At 73.0% G+C, this 23,264-nt stretch carries 23 protein-coding genes; 8 read left to right on the top strand and 15 right to left on the bottom strand.

From position 1 onward, the window contains the following. Positions 1-14: 14 nt before the first annotated feature. From BJP25_RS04425 to rimP, 11 genes are all read right to left on the bottom strand, one after another. Entirely contained in the window at positions 15-1,115 is a 1,101-nt protein-coding gene (locus BJP25_RS04425; RefSeq protein ID WP_075973493.1) for an ABC transporter ATP-binding protein, read from the bottom strand. Positions 1,116-1,136: 21 nt separating this feature from the next. Then, positions 1,137-2,066 carry a carbohydrate ABC transporter permease gene (locus tag BJP25_RS04420; protein ID WP_075973492.1) on the bottom strand — a complete coding sequence of 310 codons (930 nt, stop codon included), beginning with the start codon at positions 2,064-2,066 and terminating at the stop codon, positions 1,137-1,139. Between the two features lie 9 nt (positions 2,067-2,075). Next, on the bottom strand, positions 2,076-3,023 hold the full coding sequence (locus tag BJP25_RS04415; protein WP_075973491.1) for a carbohydrate ABC transporter permease: 948 nt from the start codon (positions 3,021-3,023) through the stop codon (positions 2,076-2,078). After that, positions 3,023-4,417 (bottom strand): ABC transporter substrate-binding protein, encoded by a 1,395-nt coding sequence (locus BJP25_RS04410; protein ID WP_075974059.1) that lies wholly within the window; start codon positions 4,415-4,417, stop codon positions 3,023-3,025. The genes BJP25_RS04415 and BJP25_RS04410 overlap by 1 nt, the downstream gene beginning before the upstream one ends. A 169-nt stretch (positions 4,418-4,586) precedes the next feature. Next, positions 4,587-5,492 (bottom strand): alpha/beta hydrolase, encoded by a 906-nt coding sequence (locus BJP25_RS36065; RefSeq protein WP_143218878.1) that lies wholly within the window; start codon positions 5,490-5,492, stop codon positions 4,587-4,589. Positions 5,493-5,910: 418 nt separating this feature from the next. Further along, complete coding sequence (gene rbfA / locus BJP25_RS04400) at positions 5,911-6,387, bottom strand: 30S ribosome-binding factor RbfA (RefSeq protein ID WP_075973490.1); 477 nt, start codon at positions 6,385-6,387, stop codon at positions 5,911-5,913. A gap of 82 nt (positions 6,388-6,469) precedes the next feature. Beyond that, complete coding sequence (locus tag BJP25_RS04395; protein ID WP_075974058.1) at positions 6,470-6,766, bottom strand: DUF503 domain-containing protein; 297 nt, start codon at positions 6,764-6,766, stop codon at positions 6,470-6,472. Between the two features lie 88 nt (positions 6,767-6,854). Beyond that, the gene (gene infB, locus BJP25_RS04390) at positions 6,855-9,893 is read right to left on the bottom strand and encodes a translation initiation factor IF-2 (protein ID WP_075973489.1); all 3,039 of its coding nucleotides are present in this window, start codon (positions 9,891-9,893) and stop codon (positions 6,855-6,857) included. Between the two features lie 88 nt (positions 9,894-9,981). Beyond that, positions 9,982-10,242: a YlxR family protein gene (locus BJP25_RS04385; protein ID WP_408607109.1), complete on the bottom strand. Its 261-nt coding sequence runs from the start codon at positions 10,240-10,242 to the stop codon at positions 9,982-9,984. Between the two features lie 150 nt (positions 10,243-10,392). After that, positions 10,393-11,418, bottom strand: a complete 1,026-nt coding sequence (nusA, locus tag BJP25_RS04380) for a transcription termination factor NusA (RefSeq protein WP_075973487.1) — start codon at positions 11,416-11,418, stop codon at positions 10,393-10,395. Next, positions 11,415-12,020 carry a ribosome maturation factor RimP gene (gene rimP / locus BJP25_RS04375; RefSeq protein WP_233157909.1) on the bottom strand — a complete coding sequence of 202 codons (606 nt, stop codon included), beginning with the start codon at positions 12,018-12,020 and terminating at the stop codon, positions 11,415-11,417. Before rimP ends, nusA begins: the two co-directional genes overlap by 4 nt. Before the next feature lie 165 nt (positions 12,021-12,185). On the opposite strand from rimP, the gene BJP25_RS35220 reads away from it, so the two are divergent. Both BJP25_RS35220 and BJP25_RS35215 read left to right on the top strand, forming a co-directional pair. Beyond that, the gene (locus tag BJP25_RS35220; RefSeq protein ID WP_075973486.1) at positions 12,186-12,668 is read left to right on the top strand and encodes a hypothetical protein; all 483 of its coding nucleotides are present in this window, start codon (positions 12,186-12,188) and stop codon (positions 12,666-12,668) included. Next, positions 12,665-13,192, top strand: coding sequence for a ferritin-like domain-containing protein (locus BJP25_RS35215; RefSeq protein ID WP_233157908.1), 528 nt, complete (start codon positions 12,665-12,667; stop codon positions 13,190-13,192). Before BJP25_RS35220 ends, BJP25_RS35215 begins: the two co-directional genes overlap by 4 nt. An 18-nt stretch (positions 13,193-13,210) precedes the next feature. Here the strand turns inward: BJP25_RS35215 and BJP25_RS04360 are convergent, their stop codons facing one another. Then, positions 13,211-13,972: a hypothetical protein gene (locus BJP25_RS04360; RefSeq protein ID WP_084793680.1), complete on the bottom strand. Its 762-nt coding sequence runs from the start codon at positions 13,970-13,972 to the stop codon at positions 13,211-13,213. A 192-nt stretch (positions 13,973-14,164) separates the two neighbouring features. Then, complete coding sequence (locus BJP25_RS04355; protein WP_075973485.1) at positions 14,165-15,169, bottom strand: aminotransferase class V-fold PLP-dependent enzyme; 1,005 nt, start codon at positions 15,167-15,169, stop codon at positions 14,165-14,167. A 22-nt stretch (positions 15,170-15,191) separates the two neighbouring features. Here BJP25_RS04355 and BJP25_RS04350 point away from each other — a divergent pair, with 22 nt between their 5' ends. The 6 genes from BJP25_RS04350 (at position 15,192) to BJP25_RS04325 (ending at position 19,883) form a co-directional block, all read left to right on the top strand. Then, entirely contained in the window at positions 15,192-15,602 is a 411-nt protein-coding gene (locus BJP25_RS04350) for a YjbQ family protein (RefSeq protein WP_075973484.1), read from the top strand. Positions 15,603-15,658: 56 nt separating this feature from the next. After that, positions 15,659-16,366 (top strand): hypothetical protein, encoded by a 708-nt coding sequence (locus BJP25_RS04345; RefSeq protein ID WP_075973483.1) that lies wholly within the window; start codon positions 15,659-15,661, stop codon positions 16,364-16,366. A gap of 478 nt (positions 16,367-16,844) precedes the next feature. Then, complete coding sequence (locus tag BJP25_RS04340) at positions 16,845-17,594, top strand: DddA-like double-stranded DNA deaminase toxin (protein ID WP_075973482.1); 750 nt, start codon at positions 16,845-16,847, stop codon at positions 17,592-17,594. Continuing rightward, positions 17,582-17,992, top strand: coding sequence for an Imm1 family immunity protein (locus BJP25_RS04335; RefSeq protein WP_075973481.1), 411 nt, complete (start codon positions 17,582-17,584; stop codon positions 17,990-17,992). Before BJP25_RS04340 ends, BJP25_RS04335 begins: the two co-directional genes overlap by 13 nt. Positions 17,993-18,154: 162 nt before the next feature. Beyond that, entirely contained in the window at positions 18,155-18,859 is a 705-nt protein-coding gene (locus tag BJP25_RS04330) for an HAD family hydrolase (protein WP_075973480.1), read from the top strand. A 55-nt stretch (positions 18,860-18,914) separates the two neighbouring features. Beyond that, entirely contained in the window at positions 18,915-19,883 is a 969-nt protein-coding gene (locus tag BJP25_RS04325) for a hypothetical protein (protein ID WP_143218877.1), read from the top strand. A 51-nt stretch (positions 19,884-19,934) separates the two neighbouring features. Here BJP25_RS04325 and BJP25_RS04320 read toward each other — a convergent pair whose 3' ends face one another. Together BJP25_RS04320 and mtnA are read right to left on the bottom strand one after the other, a co-directional pair. Then, positions 19,935-21,683 (bottom strand): proline--tRNA ligase, encoded by a 1,749-nt coding sequence (locus BJP25_RS04320; RefSeq protein WP_075973478.1) that lies wholly within the window; start codon positions 21,681-21,683, stop codon positions 19,935-19,937. Between the two features lie 131 nt (positions 21,684-21,814). After that, the gene (mtnA, locus tag BJP25_RS04315) at positions 21,815-22,807 is read right to left on the bottom strand and encodes an S-methyl-5-thioribose-1-phosphate isomerase (RefSeq protein WP_075973477.1); all 993 of its coding nucleotides are present in this window, start codon (positions 22,805-22,807) and stop codon (positions 21,815-21,817) included. Positions 22,808-23,264: the final 457 nt, after the last annotated feature.

Genomic DNA, 23,264 nt, shown 5'->3' with positions numbered 1-23,264 from the left:
CTGGCGTTCGCGGGTCAGTCGGGCAGGCGCTCGCCGGTGGCCGCGTCGAACACGTGCAGCGCGCCGGGCACCGGCACCAGGCCGAGCTTGTCGCCGCGCTGCCACGGGGACATCCCCGGCGCGCGCACCGCGATCGGCTCCGGCGCCCCGCCCTCCAGCGGGACGCGCGCGACGGGGGTCGAGCAGTACAGGTACTGGTCGCTGCCCAGCTCCTCCACGACCTCCACGGTGGCGGCGATGCCCTCCTCGGCGGAGACCACCTTCCACCCCTCCGGCCGCACGCCCACCACCACCTCCGCGCCGGTCAGCGCCGCCCGCTGCCCGGGGGTGAGCGGCACCTCCGCGCCACCGACGGCCGCCGCGTCACCGGAGACCACCCCGCGCATGAGGTTCATCGCGGGCGAGCCGATGAACCCGGCCACGAAAACGTTTGCGGGCTTGCTGAACAGGCCGATCGGGGTGTCGCACTGCTGGAGCAGGCCGTCCTTGAGCACCGCCACCCGGTCGCCCATCGTCATCGCCTCGACCTGGTCGTGGGTGACGTAGATGGTGGTGACGCCGAGCCGCCGCTGCAACGAGGCGATCTGCGTGCGGGTCTGCACGCGCAGCTTCGCGTCCAGGTTGGACAGCGGCTCGTCCATGCAGAACACCTGCGGGGAGCGCACGATCGCCCGGCCCATCGCGACCCGCTGGCGCTGCCCGCCGGAGAGCTTGGCGGGCTTGCGGTCGAGGTAGTCGGTGAGCCCGAGCAGCTCGGCCGCCTCGGCCACCCTGGTGGCGATCTCCGCCTTGGCCACCTTGGCGATCTTGAGGTGGAAGCCGATGTTCTCCGCCACGGTCATGTGCGGGTAGAGCGCGTAGTTCTGGAACACCATGGCGATGTCGCGCTCCTTCGGCGGCAGGTCGGTCACGTCCCGCTCGCCGATGTGGATGCTGCCCCCGTCCACCCCCTCCAGGCCCGCGAGCATCCGCAGGGTGGTCGACTTGCCGCACCCGGACGGGCCGACGAGCACCAGGAACTCGCCGTCGCCCACCTCCAGGTCCAGCCCGTCCACGGCCGGGACCGGGTTGCCCGCGTAGTACCGGGTGGTCCCGGTGAAGGTCACCGATGCCATCGCGTTCGCCTTTCCGGTGGGCTACTTGCCCGCGCCGAGGGTGAGACCGGTGATGATCCGGCGTGCCAGCAGGACGTAGAGCACGAGCATGGGCAGCACCACGATGGCCACCCCGGCGACGAGGCCGCCGTACTCGGACTGGTAGGTGGCCGCGCTGTTGAACGCGAACAGGGCGCGGGCCAGGGTGAAGGTGGAGTTGCTGTTGAGGAACACGATCGACAGCAGCGTCTCGTTCCACAGGCTGATCGCGTTGAGGATGAGCCCGGTGACCAGCCCGCCGCGGGCCAGCGGCAGCATGATCGTGAAGAACGTGCGCGCGGGCGAGGCCCCGTCGATCGCCGCGGCCTCCTCCAGCTCGTCCGGCAGCGACCGGAAGAACCCGGTGAGCAGGAACGTGGTGAACGGCAGCGACAGCGCCACGTAGACCAGGAACAGCCCGAACAGGTTGTCGGTCAGGTGCACCTTCGCCAACCCGATGAACAGCGGGATGACGACGGTCTGGAACGGGATGCCCATGCCGATCGCGAGGAAGTTCGTCAGCCCGTCCGCCCCGCGCACGCCCAGCCGGGTCAGCGCGTAGGCCGCGGGCGCCGACAGCAGCACGATCACCACCGAGGCGGCGGCCACCAGCAGCACGGTGTTGAGGAACGCGGTGCCGAACCCGGCGTTGTTCCACGCGTAGGACAGGTTGCGGAAGGGCTGGCCGCGCTCGAACCAGTACGACGGCAGCGCGAACGGCTTCGTGAAGATCTCGATGGGCGACTTGAACGCCGCCGTCACCAGCCAGTACAGCACCGCGGCGTTGAGCGCGGTGAACAGCCACACCACCACCTTGCCCAGCGCCTGCAGCGGGTGGAACCCGCGCGCGACGGGCGCGGGCTTGGGCTTGCGCGGCGGCACCCGGACGGGCCGGTCGGCCCGGGCTCCGGTGCGGTCTGCGGTCGCGGTCACTGCTCCCCCTCAGTACTGGATGCGGTCGCGGCGCATCAGCCTGCGCAGCGCCACGACGAGGACCGACACCAGCACGATCATCACGACCGCGGCGGCGCACGCCATGCCGTACTGCGGCGCGCCCTGGTCGCCGAAGGAGCGGTCGAAGACGAACACGCCCAGCGTCCAGGACCGGATCGGCGGCGAGTAGGTGCCCGGGCCCGCCAGCACGAACACCAGCTCGAAGATCTTGATGGCGCTGATCGTCCAGAGCACCCCGGCCACCCCGATCACGTCCCAGGTCAGCGGGAGGGTGACGTGCCGGAACTTCTCCCACGGGGTCGCCCCCGCGATGTCGGCGTCCTCGTAGAGGTAGGGCGGGATGCGGTCGACGGCGGCCATGAGGATCGTGATGTAGAAGCCCGCGCTGGCCCAGATCAGGCACCCGGTGACGACCCAGGTGATGTTCTCCGGCGCCAGGAACTTCACCGCGTCGATGCCCACCGACTCCAGCAGGAAGTTCGCCAGGCCCTGCCGGTTCGGCCGGTACACCAGGGTGATGCCGAAGAACATGCCCAGCGCCACCGGCGCGACGATGTTCGGGAAGAACAGCACGGCGCGGATGAGCTTGCCGCCGCGCATCTCCCGCAGCACCATGGTGAACAGGAACGCCAGCAGGAACGTCCCCACCCCGCCGACGACGATGTACATCAGCGTGTTGAGGAACGAGTACCGGAACGCGTCGGAGGAGATCAGCTCGCCGTAGTTGCGCAGCCCGGTGAACTCGGGCGTGTCCCCCGCGCCGGACCAGTCGGTGAAGCCCAGCACCACCGTGGCCACCGTCGGCACCACCAGGAACAGCGAGTAGAGCACCACCGCGGGCAGGAAGAAGGGCAGGAACAGCTTCTTCTTCCGCGACAGGTGGGCGCCCGCCGAGGAGGTGCGCTCCTCGGCGGGCGCGGTCACCGCGGTGGCCATCAGCTGGTGGTCTTCCAGAACTCGGCCTGCTTGGCCGCCAGCTGCTCGACGAACTGCTTCGCGGTCAGCTTGCCCTTGAGCAGGTCGTTGTTGAGCGGGTAGAACACCGACTCGACCCACTTGCCGCCGGAGAGCGCGTCGAGGCCGTCCATGAAGATGGTGTGCTCGGCGTCGGAGTCCAGGACGGTCTTGATGTCCTTCATCGACTCGGGCACCGGCATGTCCGGCCGGGAGGTGAGGTTGTCGGCGACGGTGCTGATGCCGGAGAGGATGTCCTTGTTGAGCAGGTAGGCGATGAACGCCTTGGCCGCCTCGGGGTGCTTGGCCTTCTTGCTGACGGCCATGCCGATCGGCAGCTGCTCGACGACCTGGTGGGTGGCGCCCTCGGGCTGCGGGAACTGGAAGGTGGCGTAGTCGATGCCCTTGTCGCCGCCCTGCTTGGCCAGGTACTCGCGGGTCTCGCTGGGCGCCCAGCCGCCGAGGAAGACGTAGGCGGCCTCGCCGTCGGCCCAGCGCTGCTGCACCTGCGGGAACTTCGAGGCGTCCCAGCCGTCGATGAGGTAGCCGCCCTTGGCCAGCTTCTCCACCGGCTCGGCGGCCTTGGCCAGGTTCGGGTCGCTGAGCCAGGCCTGCCCGGTCTTGTCCAGCGCCACCTTCTCCAGCCCGCCCGCGCCGACGTAGCGCTCGGCGATCTGGGTGTAGAAGTAGGCGTTGTAGAAGTCGATGTCGCCGTCCTGGCTCACCGCGGCCACACCGCTCTGCTTCGCCTTGTCGAACAGGGCGAACAGCTCGTCCATGGTCTTGGGGGCCTGGAAGTCGGTGACGGTGTCCTTGTTGTACCACCAGGCGTTGCCGATGAGCTCGTACGGGATCTCGAAGATCTGCCCGGAGTCGTCCTTGTTCGCGGGCAGGTTCCAGAACTTCTCCGGCACCACGTCGCGGACGGTCTTGTCGCCCTCGCCCACCTTGTAGTCCAGCACGTCCTGCACGCTCTGCGTGCCCCCGGGGGCGACGATGGCCGCCTTCACCTGGCTGACGTCCTGGTCGAACAGGTCCGGCACGGTGTCGGTGTTCAGGGCGGGCGCGACGTTCTGGGTGAGCAGCTTGCGGCCCAGCCACTGCACCTCGACCTTGACCCCGGTCTTCTGCTGGAAGCAGTCGACGGCCTTGGACAGCACCTTGCCCTGCGGCTCGTCCTTGGTCCACATGGACCAGTAGGTGAACTCCTTGTCCGCGGCGGGCTTGGTGCCCACCTCCGGGCAGGGGGCGGTCAGGTACTGGTCGGCGCCCGGGAGCGCGAGCGGCGCCTCCCCACCGCCCGACGAGCCGCCACCGCAGCCCGCGAGCACGAGCGCGGACCCCGCGGCAAGAGCTGCCACCCTGGTCGATCGCATGAGCACCACCCGATCCGGTTGCGTGATGTTGCGCAGTTTGGCCAGACACCAATCATCTGTCAACAAGTCCGGCCAATCCTTCACACGGACAGCCGCACCGCGAATTGGTTTATACCACTCGCGGGCGCGGCCGTGCGCACCGAACCGGGGAATCACCCATCCCCGCAGCTCAGAGGTGCCCCGCCAGCCAGGCCAGGACGTCGGGCAGCACCGCCGTCCAGTACGCCTCGTCGTGCGCCCCGGCCCCGACGACCGCGCGCTCGGGCCCGACCCGGTCGATCAGCGCCCGCGCGGCGGGGGCGAACGGGTCGTCCTCCCCGCACCACACGCCGAGCGCGGTGGGGGCGAGGTCGTCGGTGTGCCTCAGCGGCTCCGCGGCTTCCCAAGCGGACCGGGACGGGAAGACGTTGCGCGCCTTCGCCTCGGACCAGGAGGTGAACAGGGCCGGGCTGACCGCCGCCACCGCGGCGGGGTGGTTCGCCCGCGCGTAGTCCAGTGCTCCGAACGCACCCATGGAGATGCCGAGGACGGCCGCGGGCTTGCCGAGGCCGAGCTGCCCCAGCCACGCGGGGAGCTCCTGGTTCAGCATGGTCTGCGCGTCGTCGCCGGGCCCCGCGTCGGTCCAGTACTTGTCGCCGCCGTCGAGGGCGACGACGGCGAAGGGGGCGGTGCGGGCGGCGGCGGTGAGCGCGGCGGGGACGCCGAGGCCGGTGAACATCCGGGCTGTGCTGCCGCGGCCGTGCAGGGCCAGGCAGACGGGCAGGTCGGGGGTGGCGACGCCCTCGGGGCGGATGACGATGAGCTCCAGCTGGGTGGAGCGGGCGGTGGAGGTGACCGTGGTGGTCTGGATGGCCTGGGGCGCGGAGGTCGCTGTCCCGGAGGTCGCCGTCGCGGCGGTGGTGCCCGTGCCGGAGGGGGCGGGGAGGCCGGTGCCGCGGAGCTTGGGGGTGAGCAGCCAGTTGGCGAAGACGCCGGTGCCCGCGGCGGCGATCGCGGTGGCGGCGGTGCCTGCGAGGAGGGTGCGGCGGGTGAAGCGGGCGGAACCGGTTCCGGGGGTGGGCGCGTCTCTGGGCACGCAGCCATGCCTACCGGGGTTCGGGGCGGATTGCTAGGGGGCTGGGGGGTGCGCAGGCTCGCGTTGTGCGTGGGGGCATCGGGCTCCGCCCGATTGCAAGACCGGGGCTTCGCCTGCTGGCTCGATGGGGTGGTTGTGCTTGTGGGGGCACCGGGCTTCGCCCGATTGCAAGACCGGGGCTTCGCCTGCTGGCTCGATGGGGTGGTTGTGCTTGGTCGGGGCCCCTACGGCGATCATGCGCTGCGGGCGGGGAAAAGGCGGGCTGAAAAGACGCCCGCCCGTCCCGTTGGGTAGCACATGATCGCCTCCCCCGACCAAGCACAACCACCCCATCGAGCACCTGGGTAGCCGGGCCGCCTGCTGCTTGGGGGGTTGCGCTGGGGAAAAGCTGTGGGGCGAACTGGAGACGGGCGGGGACTCAGTCCTCGTCGTCGTCCTGGTCGTCCTCGTCGTCTTCGTCGCGGGGGCGGGGGGCCTTGTAGGGGTCGGCTTCGCCCGCGGGGGTGGCCCGGGAGGCTTGGGCGGCGACTTCGGCGTCGGCGGCTCGGGCCTTGGCGAGCAGGTCGTCGATGCCCCGGGCGACGTCGGGGACGGTGTCGGCGACGAAGGCGAGGGAGGGGGTGAAGCGGACGCCGGTGCCCTGGCCGACGAGGGTGCGGAGCTTGCCCTTGGCCTTGTCGAGGGCTTCGGCGACGCCGGCGTGGTCGGGTTCGGCGTCGAGCTTGTCGCCGATGACCGTGTAGTAGATGGTCGCCTCGTGCAGGTCGCCGGTGACCCTGGTGTCGGTGATGGTCACCCTGGCCAGGCGGGGGTCCTTGACCTCGTGCTCCAGGGCGGAGGCGACGATCTGGGAGATGCGCTTCGCCAGCTTGCGGGCGCGGGGTGCGTCGGCCACGACGCTGCCTTCCTTCTCGGTCTGCCGGCCCGGGGGCCGGTGCGGCACGGTGGGGCCTGCCGGGTGTCGGGCTGCCCGGGGGCTACTCGTCGTCCGGGCCGAGGAGCCTGCGGTGGGCCGAGAGCAGTTCCAGCTCGGGGCGGCCCGCCACCAGGCGCTCGCACGCGTCGAGCAGGTCGCGGACGTGCTGGGCGTCGGCGGCGACGGCCGCCACGCCGATCAGGGCGCGGCGGTGCAGGTCCTGGTGGCCCGCCTCGGCGGCGGCCACCTCGAACCGCTTGCGCAGCTCCGCGATCACCGGTCGGACCGCCGACCGCTTCTGCTTGAGCGAGTGCACGTCGCCGAGCAGGACGTCGAGTTCGAGTGCGCCGACGAACAACAGGGCATCACCGTGGGTGTGCTGGTGGAACGGGTGGCTGCGGGGCCCGGGGGGCACCGGCGGACCGGTGCCCCCCGGGCGGGACCGACTAGGTGCGCGGCTTCTCGCGCATCTCGTAGGTCTCGATGATGTCGTCCGGCCGCAGGTCGTTGTACGACCCGAGGGTCAGACCGCACTCGAAGCCCTCGCGGACCTCGGTCGCGTCGTCCTTGAACCGGCGCAGCGAGCTGATCGGCAGCCCCTCCTGGACCACGACGCTGTCGCGGATCAGGCGGGCCTTCGAGTTCCGCCGGATCTCCCCGGACAGGACCATGCAACCCGCGATCGTGCCGACCTTGGAGGACTTGAAGACCTCGCGGACCTCCGCGCGGCCCAGCTCGACCTCTTCGTAGATCGGCTTGAGCATGCCCTTGAGGGCCTGCTCGATCTCGTCGATCGCCTGGTAGATCACCGAGTAGTAGCGGACGTCGATGCCCTCGCGGTTCGCCAGCTCGGTCGCCTTGCCCTCGGCCCGCACGTTGAAGCCGATGACGATGACGTTGTCGGCGATGGCGAGGTTGATGTCGCCCTCGGTGATGCCACCCACGCCGCGGTGGATGACCCGCAGCTCGACCTCGTCGCCCACGTCGATCTTCGTGAGCGCGTCCTCGAGCGCCTCGACGGTACCCGAGTTGTCGCCCTTGATGATCAGGTTGAGCTGGCTGGTCTCCTTCAGCGCGGCGTCGAGGTCCTCCAGGCTGATGCGCTTGCGCTTCTGCGCGTTCTGCGCGGCCCGGTTGCGGGCGGCCCGGCGCTCGGCGATCTGCCGCGCGGTCCGGTCCTCCTCCACCACCAGGAAGGTGTCACCCGCGCCGGGCACCGACGTGAAGCCGATGACCTGGACCGGGCGGGAGGGGTAGGCCTCCTCGACGTCCTCGTTGAACTCGTCGACCATGCGCCGCACGCGGCCGTAGGCGTCGCCCGCGACGATGCTGTCGCCGACCCGCAGGGTGCCGCGCTGCACCAGCACGGTGGCCACCGGGCCGCGGCCGCGGTCGAGGTGCGCCTCGATCGCGACGCCCTGGGCCTCCATGTCGGGGTTGGCGCGCAGGTCCAGCGCCGCGTCCGCGGTCAGGAGGATGGCCTCCAGCAGGCTGTCGATGTTCGTCCCCTGCTTGGCGGAGATGTCGACGAACATCGTGTCACCGCCGTACTCCTCGGCGACGAGGTTGTACTCGGTGAGCTGCTGGCGGATCTTCTGGGGGTTGGCCCCCTCCTTGTCGATCTTGTTGACCGCCACCACGACCGGCACGTTCGCCGCCTGCGCGTGGTTGATGGCCTCCACCGTCTGCGGCATGACGCCGTCGTCGGCGGCGACCACGATCACCGCGATGTCCGTGGCCTGGGCACCGCGGGCACGCATGGCGGTGAACGCCTCGTGACCCGGGGTGTCGATGAAGGTGATGAGGCGCTCGCGGCCCTCCAGCGACGTCGCCACCTGGTAGGCGCCGATGTGCTGGGTGATGCCGCCCGCCTCGCCCTCGTGCACGGTCGTCTTGCGGATCGTGTCGAGCAGGCGCGTCTTTCCGTGGTCGACGTGGCCCATGACGGTGACGACCGGCGGGCGGGCCTCCAGGTCGTCCTCGCCGCCCGCGTCCTCGCCGTAGGAGATCTTGAAGCTGTCGAGCAGCTCCCGGTCCTCCTCCTCGGGCGTGACGACCTGGACGGTGTAGTTCATCTCGGAGCCGAGCAGCTCCAGGACCTCGTCGGACACCGACTGGGTCGCGGTGACCATCTCGCCCAGGTGGAACAGCACCTGCACGAGCGACGCCGGGTTGGCGCCGATCTTCTCCGCGAAGTCGGTCAGCGAGGAGCCGCGCGCCAGGCGGATGACCTCGCCGCTGCCCTTGGGCAGGCGGACGCCGCCGACGCTGGGCGCCTGCATGTTGTCCATGTACTCCTGGCGCTTCTGCCGCTTCGACTTGCGACCGCGCCGCGAGGGGCCACCGGGGCGGCCGAACGCGCCCGCGGCACCGCCGCGACCGCCACCGCCACCGGGACGGCCACCGCCGCCACCGGGCCGGAAGCCACCACCGGCCGGGGCGCCACCGCCACCGCCGGGTCGGAAGCCGCCGCCACCGCCGCCGCCACCGGGGCCGCCGCGGAAGCCACCGCCACCGCCGCCACCACCGGGACCGCCGCGGAAACCGCCGCCACCGCCACCGGGGCCACCGCGACCGGCGCCACCGCCGGGACGGCCCGCACCGGGGCCACCGCGACCAGCGCCACCGGCCGGGCGGGCCGGGCGGGGCGGCATCATGCCGGGGTTCGGGCGGGGGGGCATGTTGCCCGGGTTCGGCCCACCTGACGGCGGGCGCGGGGCCGGGCGGTCACCGCGCGGGCCGGGGGCCGGACGGCCCTCGGGGCGCGCCGGGCGGTCGCCGCCCTGGCCACCGCCACCGGGGCCACCCTGGCCACCGGGCCGGGGCGCGCCGGGGCGCGGCGCGGGGGCACCGCCACCCACGCCGAACGGGTTGTTGCCGGGTCGCGGCGCGCGCGGGCCGGGCTTGGGCGACTGGGTCCGCGGCGGGACCACACCGGGCTGCTGCGCGGCCGCCGCCGGGCGCTGCTGCGCCGGGGGCTTGGGGCCGGGCTTGGGACCGGGGGCCTGCGGGGCGGCGGGCGCCTGGGGAGCCGCCGCGGCCGCGGGCCGCTGCTGCTCGGGGCGCTGCTGCTCCGGCCGCGGCGCCGGGGGCTTGGGGCCGGGCTTCGGGCCCGCCGGGCCCGGGCGCGCCCCTGGGGACGGCACGGACTGCACAGCGGGCGCGGACTGCGTCGACGGCGCGGATTGCTGGGGCGCCGCGGGGGCAGCCGGTGCCGCGGGGGCGGCCGGAGCCGAACCGGACGGCGTCGCCGGGCGCGGGGCCTGCGGCCGGGGGCCGGGTCGCGGACCGGGTCGGGGACCCGGCTTCGCGTCGGAACCGCCCTTGCCGGGGTAGGCGTCGCGCAGCCTGCGCGCGACGGGCGCCTCCACGGTGGAGGACGCCGACTTCACGAACTCGCCCAGGTCCTTCAACTTGGCGAGCACATCCTTGCTGGTGACTCCGAGCTCCTTCGCCAGCTCGTGCACACGGGCCTTGCCTGCCACTGCTCTCCTCATCTGGTGAGGCCGGCGGGCAAGTCCCGTCGACCTCGTCCTATCGTCGCGCGTTCATGTCTTCAGCTTCACGGCTGACTCATGACGGGTCGACCTGCTTCCTGTTTCCCTCCACGGCGCGGGAAGATCCCGCGCCGATTCCACCGCCGGTGTCCGCCCCGCCCGCCAGCACGGCGCGCAGCGCGTCCACGCCGACCGCCCCCCCGGCCCGCAGGGCCCTGGGGAACGCCCGCCGCTTCTCGGCCTTGGCCAGGCACCGCTCGTCGGGGTGCAGCCACGCACCCCGACCCGGCATCCGGCGCCTCGGGTCGGGGACCACGTCCCCGCCCACGAGAACCACTCGCAGCAACTCCGAGTCCGCCGCCCGGACCCGGCACCCGACGCAGGTCCGCACCGGTCGCGGGCCACCCGGGGGGGTGGTCGCACCGGGGAGGACGCCGTCGGGGACCCGCGCCTGGCGATGAACCGCCACCAGTCTATCCCGTGCGGCTCAGTCGGCCGAACCGGATACCGGCTCGCCCACCGGAGCGGGCGCGGCGGCGGGCGCGACGTCGCTGCGGATGTCGATGCGCCACCCGGTGAGCCGGGCGGCCAACCGGGCGTTCTGCCCCTCCTTGCCGATGGCCAGCGACAGCTGGAAGTCCGGCACCACCACGCGCGCCGTCTTCGCCTTGTCGTCGACCACGGTCACCGACACCACCTTCGCGGGCGAGAGCGCGTTGCCCACGAAGGTCGCCGGGTCGTCGGACCAGTCGATGATGTCGATCTTCTCCCCGGCCAGCTCGCTCATCACGTTGCGCACCCGCGCGCCCATCGGGCCGATGCACGCGCCCTTGGCGTTGACGCCCGCGACGGTGGACCGGACCGCGATCTTGGACCGGTGCCCCGCCTCGCGCGCCACCGCCGGGATCTCCACCGTGCCGTCGGCGATCTCCGGGACCTCCAGCGCGAACAGCCTGCGCACGAGGTTGGGGTGCGTCCTCGACAACGTGATCTGCGGCCCGCGTGTTCCCCTGGTGACGCCGACCACGTAGCACTTGACCCGGGTGCCGTGCTCGTAGGCCTCGCCGGGCACCTGCTCGACCTGGGGCAGCACGCCCTCGGTGTCGCCCACCTGCACCACGACCATGCCGCGGGAGTTGGCCCGGGTGTCGCGCTGCACGACCCCGGCGATGATCTCGCCCTCCTTGGCGGCGAACTCCCCGAAGGTGCGCTCGTGCTCGGCGTCGCGCAACCGCTGCAGGATGACCTGGCGGGCGGTGGTGGCGGCGATGCGGCCGAAGCCCTCGGGGGTGTCGTCCCACTCCTCGGCGGGCTGCCCGTCCTCGCCCGGGGTGGTGGCCAGCACCCGGACCAGGCCGGTCTTGCGGTCGATGTCGATGCGCGCGTGCGGCTGGTGGCCCTCGGTGTGCTTGTAGGCGGTGAGCAGCGCGGTCTCGATCGCCTCGATCACCGTCTCGAACGGGATCTCCTTGTCCCGCTCGATGGCCCGCAGTGCGGCGATGTCCACGTTCATCGCGCGTCCTCCTCGTCACTCCCGCCGAGCACAGCCAGCTCGGCCGCGGGCGGCTGCTTGAACTCGATCTGCACGGTGGCGGAGGCGATCTCGGCGTAGCCGACCCGCCGCAGCTCCGCGCCCCCGACCAGCAGGGTGACCCCGCCGTCGGGGTCGGCGTCGGCGTCGCCGACCCGGCCGGTGAACTCCGCGCCCTCGCGCGGGCGCACCGCCACCAGGCGCAGCCGGTTGCGCCGCCAGTGCCGGGGCTTGGTCAGCGGCCGGTCGGTGCCCGGCGAGGTGACCTCAAGGGTGTACGGCCCGCCCAGCACCGCGTCGTGCTCGTCGAGCACGGCGGCCAGCGCGCGGCTGACCTCGGCCACCTCGTCGAGGTCGATGCGCCCGCCCGCGCGGCCCGCGGTGCGTGCGGCACCGTCAGCGCTGTCGGCGCCGTCGGTGCCGTCAGCGCCATCGATGACGACCCGCACGAGGCGGCGCTTGCCCGCGGTCGACACCTCAAGCTCCTCCAGCTCGAAGCCCGCGGCGCCGACGGCGTCGGCGACGACGGGCCGCAGCGCCTCGTCGACGCGCCCCCCGGCGTCGCCCTGTCCCTGGTTGGCCACCTCGGCCGCTCCCTGTTCTGCTCGGTCCCGCTGTTGTCGGCCGGTCGGCGGTACCGATCCCCGACCGCGGTCACCTAGCGTATCCCGAACCCCCGGGGCCGGTCGCCGCAGGCGATCATCCGGCGCCTCCGCGCGGCCGGGTGGTGCCTGGCAGGATGACCCGCCGTGACTGCAACCCCGCTCACCCGCCGCGCGCTGCTGCGGGCCGCGGCCGCCGCGGCGGTGGCCGCGCCGGTGCTGGCGGCCTGCACGACCGGCGCGGACGTGCCCGAGGGCCCCGACCCGCTGGCCGCGCTCGCGGCGCGGGCCCGCGCCGACGCCGCCCTGGCCACCGCGGTCGCCACCGCCCTGCCCGCGCTCGCCGCGCCCGCGCAGGAACTGGCCAGGGTGCGCGGCGAGCACGCCACCGCCCTGCAGGCCGAGGTCGACCGGCTCAGCCCGCCGCCGAGCAGCGCCGCCCCCTCGGCGCCGCCCGCCTCGCCCACCCCGCCCGCCGACGCCGCCGCGGCCAAGGCCGCGCTCGTCGACGCGCTGACCGCCGCCGAGGGCGAGGCGTCCGCCGTCGTCCCCACCGCGCCGCGCTACCGGGCGGGGCTGGTCGCCTCCGTCGCGGCCGCGTGCGCCTGCCTCAGGGAGGTGCTCGGATGAGCCAGCAGGACCCGGGCGGCAGCGCCCCCTCGGTCTCCCCGCCCGACGCCGCGCAGCCGTCGTCGATCCCGCCGACCCGGCCGCCGATCCCCGACGACGCCCTGGCCGCCGTGCAGGCCGCGCTGGGCGCCGAGCACGCGGCGGTGTGGGTCTACGGGTTGGTCAGCGCCTTCCTGCCCGCCTCGTTCGACGAGGGCATCCAGGTCGGCGCGGTGGCCCACCGGGCCCGCCGGGACGCCACCGAGCGGCTGCTGGGCGCGGCGGGCGCCACCCCGCGCCCCGCCGAGCCCGCGTACCTGCCGCCGCAGCCGGTCACCGACCAGGCGGGCGCGCTCAACCTGGTCATCACCGCCGAGCAGGACGGCACCGTAGCCTGGCGGGCGGTGCTGGAGCGCACCGACGACGCCGACATCCGGCAGCTGGCGGCGGGGGCGCTGACCGAGGAGGCCGTGCGCGCGACGCGCTGGCGGCTCACCGCGGGCGCGACCCCGGCCACGCCCCCGTTCCCCGGCCAGCCGGGGTGACGGGCGCGGGGTGGGCGGTCAGCCCATGCCCTCCCCGAGCCTCATGGCGTCCTCGCACACGCCGTCCAGGGTCTTCTCCGCCGTGGCGTTGCCCTTGTAGGACTTGCCGTTCACCTCGAAGTCGGCCTCCGCGATGATCACCGTCTGGCCCTCGTTCTGCACGAAGAAGCCGTCGTTGGCGCTCAGCGCGGTCAGGCCGGGGATGCTGACGGCCTTGTCCCGCACCAGGTCGTTGACGTTGCCGGTGCCGGACTTCTCGGACAGCTCGCGCAGCGCCTGCGCCTCGGCGGGCGTGCGCATGCGCACCGCGGACACCGACACCACGATCGCCTTGCCGTCGACCGTGGTCGAGTACAGGCCGCGGGTCAGCGACTCGCACGGGGTGCTGCGCATGAGCTCCTGGACCTTGCCGTAGGAGTGCGCGGCGCAGTCGGTGTCCACCCGCGGCTGCGGCACGCCGCGGTAGGGGGTGAACTCGTAGCGGCCCTCGACCGGCGCGCGGGAGGCGTCGGTGGGCCCGGCCTCCGTGCCACCGCCCGTCGAGTCGGACTGGATGTAGGTCCAGACCAACCCGGACACCACGGCGATGGCCACCAGCCCACCGATCCGCAGCGCCCACAGCAGAGCCGGGTTGCGCTGCTGCTGCGGCGGCGGCTCGGCGGAGAAGCGCAGCGGCCCACCCGGCCTGGCACCGTCGTCGACCCTGGGGATCCGCGTCGTGTCACCGACGTCGTCCCGGCCGGGGCGTGCGGGGTGACCGGGTGGCCGTGGGCTGGACATGCGGGTGAGGATAGCCCGCCCGCCGCGGCGGTGTCCCACGGTGGAGGGAACGAGCAGGTGGGTGGGTACCGGACGAATGCACCACCGCCTGCCGCGGGCGGCGGCTCGCCAAAGCCCAGGAACACGGGCAAACCGCGACGCCCACACCCCGGGGGTTGCGGCACAGCGGTTCCCCGTGCGCCGGGCCGCCGCTCAGAGCGCGCTGAGCACGGCCTCGACGTCCTCTTCGGTGTTGTAGAGGGCGAACGCCAACCGGGCCCGGCCCGCCCGCACGGCGCACCGGACGCCCGCCTCGCGCAGGGCCTCGGCGGCGCCGGGTCGGTCGAGGGACACGATGGCCGAGCCCGCGGGCGGCAGGTCGAGGCGGGCGCGCAGCGAGTCGGCCAGGCCTGCGCAGTGCGCGCGCACCTGCTCCAGGTCGAGCCCGCCGAGCCAGGCCAGCGACGCGGCGGAGCCGACCTGGGCCAGCCACACCGGGGACAGGTCGTACGCGCGGGCGTCGCCCGCCAGGCGCAGCGGCAGGCCGTAGACGGTGTCCCACGGGTCCTCCCCCGCGTACCAGCCCGCGTGCACCGGCTTGGTCAGCTCCGCCGCCCGCTCCCCCACCGCCAGCCACGCCGCCCCGCGCGGCGCGAGGACCCACTTGTAGCTCGCGCCGACCACCCAGTCCGCCCAGTCCAGCCCCATCGGCAACCACCCCGCCGCCTGCGTCGCGTCGAGCAGCACCCGGGTGCCCGCGGCGCGCAACCCCGCCAGGTCCGCGATCGCCCCGTCCGCGGACTGCACGACGCTCACCGCCACGAGGTCGAACCCGGGCGCCCGCTCCACCAGCTGCGCCGCGGGCACCTCGACGACCTCCAGGCCGCGCGCGGCGAACGGGAAGGTGACGCTGGTGAACTCGCCCTCCACGGCCAGCACCCTGGCCCCGTCCGGCAGCCCGGCGGCGACCCCCGCGAGCAGCTGGGACACCGACGCGCCGGTGGCCACCCGCTCCGGGGCGACCCCCACCAACCCCGCCCAGCCCGCGCGGGCGGCCGCGGTGGGGCCGTCGAAGTCGGGCGGGTTGGCGGCACCGCGCCGCCAGTCGTCGACCGACGCCGCGACCGCGTCCGCCGCGGTCGCGGGCGGGATGCCGATGCTGGCCGTGTTGAGGTACCCGACCGGGACGTCGAACCGCTCTCCGAAGGCGCTGCGCACACCAGCACCTTACGGTGGACGCGTGCACAGCGAGGAGATCGAGATCCGCACCGGCGGCCGCGAGGTCGTGCACGACCTCACCGACCGCTGCGCGCGCTTCCTGTCCGCCGCCGACGCCGTCGACGGCCTGCTCAACGTGTGGGTGCCGCACGCCACCGCCGGGCTCGCGGTCATCGAGACCGGCGCGGGCAGCGACGACGACCTGCTCGCCGCGCTGCGCGACCTGCTGCCCGGCGACGACCGCTGGCGCCACCGCCACGGCACGCCCGGCCACGGCCGCGACCACGTCCTGCCCGGCCTCATCCCGCCCTACGCCACCATCCCGGTCCTCGGCGGTGTCCTCGCCCTGGGCACCTGGCAGTCGATCTGCCTGGTCGACACCAACGTCGACAACCCGGTGCGCAGGGTGCGGCTGAGCTTCCTGGCGGGCTGACCGCCCCGCGGGCCGGTGGCAGCGGGTGCCCACCCGACTCCGCTAACGTCCTGCTGGTGCGCAAGCGGCTGGCGGTGTCGATCGGTGCGCTGGCCCTCGTCTCGGCGGTGCTCGGCGCGGTCGCGCTGCTCGCCCCCGACCCCGAGGAGTCGGCGGACCTCCCCAGCGCGACCTCGGTGTCCTCCACCCGCACCCGCGACCCCGCCCCCGAAGCCCCGCTCACCCCGGGCTGGCGCGTCGTGGTCGACCCCTCCGCGCGCGTCGCCTACGACGTCCCCCCGGACTGGGTCCTGGCCGACGACCAGGAAACCCTGGAGTCCTCCAACGGCGTGCGGCTCGGCCACCTGGCCGACTACGGCACCTACGCCTGCCAGGGCGCGGAGTACGGCCGCGCCTTCAGCGGCAGCGGCCTCACCACCGGCACCCCCGACGACGCCGCCGTCGCCCTCGCCGCCGCCATCGCGGGCGACCAGTACAGCGACGCGAACCAGACCGCCCGGGTCACCGTCTCCCGCCCCACCCCCGTCGTCCGCGACGGAACACGCGGCACCCTCGTCCGCGCCGACGCCGAAGCCACCGCTGACTCGGCTGACAAGTGCGCGGGCACGAAGGGGGTGGTGGCTGTCGTCGCTCTGGCCACGCCTGCCGGGACCGCGGTCGTGGTGGTGGGTGCGGACACCGAACGCGGGGAGGCGGAGGGGCCGGAGGTGCTGGCGGGTGACGCTCTTCGTGCGATGACGGACAGCGTGCGCCCGCGCGGGTGATGTTGGATCGCCTCGCCTTCGGCTTCGGCTCTTGGAAAGCCCGGTCGTTTGTTGGCGGGCTCGATGTGGTGGTTGCGCTTGACCGGGGCCCCTGCGGCGATCATGTGCTCGGGGTGGGGAAAAGGTGAGGCCTGCGGCCCCACCCCCCGGTCGTGGGTAGCACATGATCGCCTTTCCCGGACAAGCACAACCACCACATCGAGCAGGGCCGTAGCCGGGCCGGCGGGTCCGTAGGTGGGCGCGCTGCTTGCACTGTCAGGCAAGCGTTACGAGGTTACTTGACAGGGCGTGGCGGCGCGGATCTGGTCGCGCAGGTGATGCCGAGCCCTTGCAGGCTCGGCATCACCTTGAGGTAGGCGTGACCGACTGTCGCCACGGGGGACCAACCCCTATGGCGGGTCGCGGCCCGCAGCGGATGGTGGGAAGGTCACGTGCGCGGTTGGCCGCAGGGTCGGAGCGCAGTCCAGGGGGACATCACGTGAGCGTGGAACAGGTCGCCGGTGCCATCCGGGCAGCACTCCAGAGGCTTCCTGATGGCGCGGTGGCCCAGGCCGAGCAAGACGTGGACGAGGCACGTCAGTCGGTGACCGCCGCCGTGGCAGGGTCGACGCAAGCCGAGGCGCACCAGTCGGTGACGTTGTTCGCCGGAGCGCAGCAGGCACTGGCCGGGGTCGCGGGCGTGTTCGCCCAGGTACGTGCCCTGATGGAGGGGTACCTGGCCCGGCTATCGGGTACTCCGGCCGCTGGTTCTCCCGTCGCTCCCGCATCGTGGCCCGCGGCACTCCGCCCGGCTGGCCCGGACGCAGCGCAGACGCCGCCACCGCCGCCGCACATCCAGGAGATCCTTGACCGGCTCCCGCCCCCGGTACCCAAGCCCAACCCGCAAGGCCGCAAGACCCACGGCCGGGTCGTGGGCGACCCTGCGGACGAGGTTGTCATCAGCGGCTCGGACAGCGACTCCGCCGAGATCTGGCGTCTGTTGCAAGAGCGCGGGGTCACGGTGAAGTTCAAGCCGATGACGATCAACCACGTGGAGATGAAGGTGGCTCTGCGGATGATTCGCGAGGGCACCCGCAAGATCACACTGGTGATCAACAATCGGAGTTGCCCCGGTGAGCTGAGCTGCGAGGCGTTGCTGCCGGTGCTGCTGCCCGAGGGATACTGCATCGAGGTCTACGGGCCGGGTTACCACGACGAGTTCCCAGGAGGACGGCGATGGCCGAGCTAGGCGTGTGGTACGACCAGGACGGCGGTGACGCCCACCGCGAGGGCGAGCCGCTCATCGTGGTGCGCACCGATGCCGAACTGGACGCGCTGATCGACCGGGTCCGCGACGAGACCCGCGAGCACCGCTGCCCCGCGGCCATCCAGGTCGTGCTCAACGGCAACACCGGCTACCCGATCCTGGAAGTCGGACTTGGCCAGTCAACCGGGTTCATCCACTACCACGCCGACGACGCCGCCCGCACCATCGGCGACGGCGACCCCGACGCGGTCGCGGAGTACGTCTACATGGGCAACCTCAGCGAGGTCCCCGCCGACTCCGAGGTCCCCATCGAGGTTGTCCGCCAGGGACTGCACGAGTTCCTGTCCACCGGCCGTCGCCCGTCGGTCCTCCAAGGCTAACCCCGCATCCACGCCGCGATCTCCCCGCTACGACCGCACCTCGGGCTCCGGGTTGGGTCCGCCGTCTTCATGGTCCAGCGGCCCGGACAGGTGCTCTTCGGCGATCTGCGAGGCGACCAGTACCAGCAAGCACCCCTCCCCCGCAGATGATGAGATGACCACGTGCCCCACACCCACACCCTCATCCTCTGGGACGTAGACCAGACCCTCGTGCACTACAGCGGCCTCGGCCGGACCTGGTACGCCCACGCGGTGCGGACCGCCCTCGGCCTGCCGGAGCTCGCGCACGTGCCCTCGTTCCCCGGCCGCACCGAGCGGGGGATCACGGTGGAGCTGCTGGAGGCGCACGGGGTGGAGTGGACCGAGGAGCACGTGCGGGCGGTGTTCGCGGAGCTGCGGGTGGTGGCGGAGGCGGACCGGCCGCGCATGGGGGAGTTGGGGCGGGTGCTGCCGGGGGTGGTCGAGGTGCTGGCGGCGTTGGACGGGGTGCCCGGGGTGGTGCAGACGCTGGTGACGGGGAACCTCGTGGAGCTGGCGGAGTGCAAGTTGGCGCCGTGGGGGCTGGGGCGGCACCTGGACCTGGCGATCGGGGGGTACGGCGACGTGTCGGCGGAGCGGTGGGAGTTGGTGGCGGCCGCGGTGGGGCGGGCGGGGGAGAAGCACGGTGTGGACTTCGGGCGGGAGCGGGTGGTGGTCATCGGGGACACCCCGCACGACGTGGCGGGGGCGCACGGGGCGGGGGCGGTCGCGGTGGGGGTGGCGACGGGCAGGCACAGCGCCGGGGAGTTGCGGGCGGCCGGGGCCGACGTGGTGTTCGACGACCTGGGTGAAACCGGTGCCGTGGTGGCCGCGCTGGTCGGTCGGTGATCGCAACTGGAGGTTCGACCACCGGGCGCGCGGGCGGTGAACTACCGTCTGGGGCATGAGCACCCCAGGGGGTCCGTACTGGCAGGAGCCTTCGCCGCAGTACCAAGTGGACCCGAACACCGGTCAGCCGGTCCCCTACCAGCAGCCCGGCTACCCCCAGGGCGGCTACCCGCAGCAGCAGGGTGGTTACCAGGGGTTCGGGATGTACCAGCAGCCGCCGGGGCAACCGCCGCGCAAGAGCAGGACGCCGTGGGTCATCGCGGCCGTGGTCGTGCTGGTGCTGGCGATCGGCGGGGTCGGTGCGCTGATCTACTTCAACCAGGACGAGGACCAGCCGGTCGCCGGGCCGCCGACGAGTTCGTCGGCCCCCACGTCCGCGCCCTCGACGCAGAAGTCGACGTCGACCTCGAAGAAGCCCTCGACCTCGTCCACCCCCACCCAGGTCGAGGACATCCTGGTGGACTCGGTGGTGACGGGGTGGCAGGGCGTGCTCTCCTACAAGGAGAACGTGGCCTACGACGTGCCGAAGGACTGGGTGGTGGAGACCCCCGGGACGATCGTCGGGTTCGAGGACAACAACGGCAAGCCGGTGGCGGTGATGCACGGCGTCACCACGTACAAGGAGGACGCCTGCACGTCGGTGAAGGGCTCCTACCGCGGTCACGCCGGGTTCGTCACCGCCGGGACGACCGAGCCGGAGCGGGCGGCCACCAACGGCGTGAAGCTGTTCGCCGACGCCGCCGCGCTCAACCCCGACGGCACCACCGCGCCGGTGCAGGCCGAGGCCGCCAAGCCGACGAAGGTCAACGCGGGCAAGGTCGACGCGTTCATCGCCACCGCCGTGCTCACGGTCAACCAGCCGGGCGAGTGCCCCTCCCCCAGCGTGCTGTTCACCGCCGTGGCGTTCAAGAACGGCGCCAACACCGCGCTGTTCATGATGTACCAGGACCAGGGCGTCTCCGACGCGCTGCCTACCGAGTCGGCCGAGAAGATCGTCCAAAGCATCCGGCCCTACCAGGGCTGACGCGCGAGGGGCCCAGGACCAGGTGGTCCCGGGCCCTTCGCCTGCGTGCGGTCAGCCGCGCACGAGCGCGGTCAGGTGGTCGACGACCTCGTCGACGGCCACCTCGACGCGCTCACCGGAGCGGCGGTCCTTGACCTCGACGACGCCGTTCGCCAGGCCGCGGCCCACCACGACGATCGTCGGCACGCCGATGAGCTCGGCGTCCTTGAACTTCACCCCCGGCGACGCGGTGCGGTCGTCGAGCAGCACCGACAGCCCGGCCGCCTCCAGCCGCGCGGCCAGGTCCTCGCCGCCCTGCTTGAGGGCGTCGTCCTTGCCCGCGACCACCACGTGCAGGTCGTAGGGCGAGACCTCGCGCGGCCACACCAGGCCCGACGCGTCGTGCTGCTGCTCGGCCAGCACCGCCACCAGGCGGCTCACGCCGATGCCGTAGGAGCCCATGGTGATCCGGATGGGCTTGGAGTCCGCGCCCAGGGCGTCGAGGCCGAACGCGTCGGCGTACTTGCGGCCGAGCTGGAAGATGTGGCCGATCTCGATGCCGCGCGCGGCGACCAGGGTGCCCCGCCCGTCCGGCGACGGGTCGCCCTCGCGCACCTCGGCGGCCTCGATGGTGCCGTCCGGGGTGAAGTCGCGGCCGACCACCAGGTCGACCACGTGGTGCTCGGCCTCGTCGGCGCCGGTCACCCAGGCGGTGCCGGTGACCACGCGCGGGTCGACCAGGTAGCGCACGCCGTTGGCCAGCAGCGCCTTGGGGCCGATGTAGCCCTTCACCAGGTACGGGTGCTTGGCGAAGTCGGCCTCGTCGAGCAGGGCGACCTCGGCGGGCTCCAGCGAGGCCTCCAGGCGCTTCTGGTCCACCTCCCGGTCGCCGGGCACGCCGACGGCCAGCACCTCCCACTCCCCCGCGCCCGGCTGGCGCGTCTTGAGCAGGACGTTCTTCAGGGTGTCTGCGGCGGTGAAGGTGCGGCCCAAGTCGGCCTTGTTGAGGAAGTCGACCAGGGTCTCGATGGTCGGGGTGCCCGGGGTGTGGTGCACCTGCGCCGCGGGCAGGCCCTCCAGCGGGCGGGCGGGCGGCGCGGGGGTGACCACGGCCTCGACGTTGGCGGCGTAGTCCGAGCCGGTGCTGCGGACGAAGGTGTCCTCACCGGTGGGGGCCACGGCCAGGAACTCCTCGGAGGCCGACCCGCCCATGGCCCCGGAGGTGGCCGAGCAGATCACGTACTCCAGGCCCAGCCGGTCGAAGATCTTGATGTAGGTGTCGCGGTGGGCCTGGTAGGACGCCGACAGGCCCTCGTCGTCGAGGTCGAAGGAGTAGGAGTCCTTCATGACGAACTCGCGGCCGCGCAGGATGCCCGCGCGGGGGCGCGCCTCGTCGCGGTACTTGGTCTGGATCTGGTAGAGCGTGACCGGGTAGTCCTTGTAGGAGGCGTACTCACCCTTGACGGTGAGGGTGAACAGCTCCTCGTGGGTGGGGCCGAGCAGGTAGTCGGCGCCCTTGCGGTCCTTGAGCCGGAACAGGTTCGGGCCGTACTCGGTCCACCGGTTCGTCGCCTCGTAGGGCTCCTTGGGCAGCAGCGCGGGGAAGGAGATCTCCTGGGCGCCCATGGCGTCCATCTCCTCGCGCACGACCCGCTCGACGTTGCGGAACACCCGCAGCCCCAGCGGCAGCCAGGTGTAACCGCCCGGAGCCACGCGGCGGACGTACCCGGCGCGCACCAGCAGCTTGTGGCTGGGCACCTCGGCGTCCGCCGGGTCCTCGCGCAGGGTGCGCAGGAACAGCGACGACATCCTGGTGATCACGGTGTGGCTCCTCTAGGCCGGAACGGGTCCGTTGCCGGAACAGACCGCTAGAGCCTAGTGACCAGCCCCCGGCCAGCGCATTCGGGTTGCGGCGGGTGCCCGGGGCGAGCCGCCCGCCACCCCCGCGCGGGTCAGGCCGGGTCCCCGGGCCCGCGCCCGGCGGCGGGTTCGAGCACCCTGGCCTCGGTGACGATCGCGCTGACCAGGTCGGCGGGGGTGATGTCGAAGGCGTAGTTGAGCGCCTGGGTGGCCGCGGGCGCGATCCGCTGCCCCCGCCAGGTCAGCACCTCGTCCGCCGACCGCACCTCGATCGGCACCCCCCGCCCGTCCGGGGTGCCCATGTCGATCGTCGACTCGGGGGCGGCCACCACGAACGGGATGCCCGCCCGCGCGGCGGCCAGCGCCAGCGGGTACGTGCCGACCTTGTTGACCACGTCCCCGTTGGCCGCGATCCGGTCCGCCCCCACCACCACCGCCCCGACGAGCCCGTTCGCGATCACCGACGGCCCCGCGGAGTCCACCACGACGGTGTGCGGCACCTCCATGCCCGCCAGCTCCCAGGCGGTGATCCGCACCCCCTGCAGCAGCGGCCGCGTCTCATCGGCGTAGACGTGCCCCAGCGCCTGCCGCTCGTGCAGGGAGCGCAGGACCCCCAGCGCCGTCCCCCACTCCACGCACGCCAGCGCCCCGGCGTTGCAGTGCGTGAGCGCGTTGACGGGCGAGGGCAACCGCTCCAACAACCACGACGCCCCCCGGCTCCCCAGCGCCCGGTTCAACCGGGCGTCCTCCTCCAGCACCTCCACCGCTTCCACCACCACGGCCGCGGGCCCCTCCGGCAACCGGGCCAGCACCCGGTCCACCCCCCACGCCAGGTTCACCGCCGTCGGCCGCGCCCCCCGCACGGCCACCGCCGCCTCCGCGATCCGCTCCGGCGTCGTCACCGCCGCCAACGCCACCCCCAGCGCCCCCGCCACCCCCAGCGCGGGCGCCCCCCGCACCGCCAACGACCGGATCGCCTCCACCAGCTCCGGGACCGTCCGCAGCTCGGCCTGGACCAGTTCGTGCGGCAACCGGGTCTGATCGATGATCACGACGTGGTCCCCGCGCCAGTCGATGGTGCGCATGCCCCCATTGTGGCGGTCCGGGGGGTGGCCGCGCTGGGGACGGGTCTTGGGGGTGGTGGGGCTCGTGGGGCGGGATTGTCGGTGGGTCGTCGTAGCGTGGGTGGTCCCTGGGGCCCGCGGCGACCACGACTCGCTTCCCCGGACGTGGCCGTGCGGGTTCCGGGGGCTTGCTGGTGCTTGGCTCGCCTGCGGCTTCGGGCGTTGAGTGCCGGTCGTTTGGTGGCGGCTCGATGCGGTGGACCTGTTCGGGCGGGGCCCCTACGGCGATCATGAGCTGAGAGAGCGGGAAAAGCTGGGGCCACAAGAGCCCCGCTCAACCCGGACAGGGTAGCTCATGATCGCCTTCCCCACCCAAACAAGTCCACCGCATCGAGCACCCCCGTAGCCGGGCCGCCGGTTAGCAGGTAATTGCGTTGTGCGCAAAGCAAAAGCAGCGTGCCCGCTACGGAACCGCCGG

The sequence above is a fragment of the Actinokineospora bangkokensis genome (assembly GCF_001940455.1).
Taxonomy (GTDB): domain Bacteria; phylum Actinomycetota; class Actinomycetes; order Mycobacteriales; family Pseudonocardiaceae; genus Actinokineospora; species Actinokineospora bangkokensis.
Note: the sequence above shows the minus strand (reverse complement) of the source record. Positions and strands in the feature narration are given on the sequence as shown.

Coding starts and splice junctions, on each gene's coding strand:
- BJP25_RS04410 (WP_075974059.1), bottom strand. CDS start 4,417: ATGCGATCGACCAGGGTGGCAGCTCTTGCCGCGGGGTCCGCGCTCGTG.
- BJP25_RS04425 (WP_075973493.1), bottom strand. CDS start 1,115: ATGGCATCGGTGACCTTCACCGGGACCACCCGGTACTACGCGGGCAAC.
- BJP25_RS04325 (WP_143218877.1), top strand. CDS start 18,915: ATGAGCACCCCAGGGGGTCCGTACTGGCAGGAGCCTTCGCCGCAGTAC.
- nusA (WP_075973487.1), bottom strand. CDS start 11,418: ATGAACGTGGACATCGCCGCACTGCGGGCCATCGAGCGGGACAAGGAG.
- BJP25_RS04360 (WP_084793680.1), bottom strand. CDS start 13,972: ATGTCCAGCCCACGGCCACCCGGTCACCCCGCACGCCCCGGCCGGGAC.
- mtnA (WP_075973477.1), bottom strand. CDS start 22,807: ATGCGCACCATCGACTGGCGCGGGGACCACGTCGTGATCATCGATCAG.
- BJP25_RS35215 (WP_233157908.1), top strand. CDS start 12,665: ATGAGCCAGCAGGACCCGGGCGGCAGCGCCCCCTCGGTCTCCCCGCCC.
- BJP25_RS04415 (WP_075973491.1), bottom strand. CDS start 3,023: ATGGCCACCGCGGTGACCGCGCCCGCCGAGGAGCGCACCTCCTCGGCG.
- BJP25_RS04335 (WP_075973481.1), top strand. CDS start 17,582: ATGGCCGAGCTAGGCGTGTGGTACGACCAGGACGGCGGTGACGCCCAC.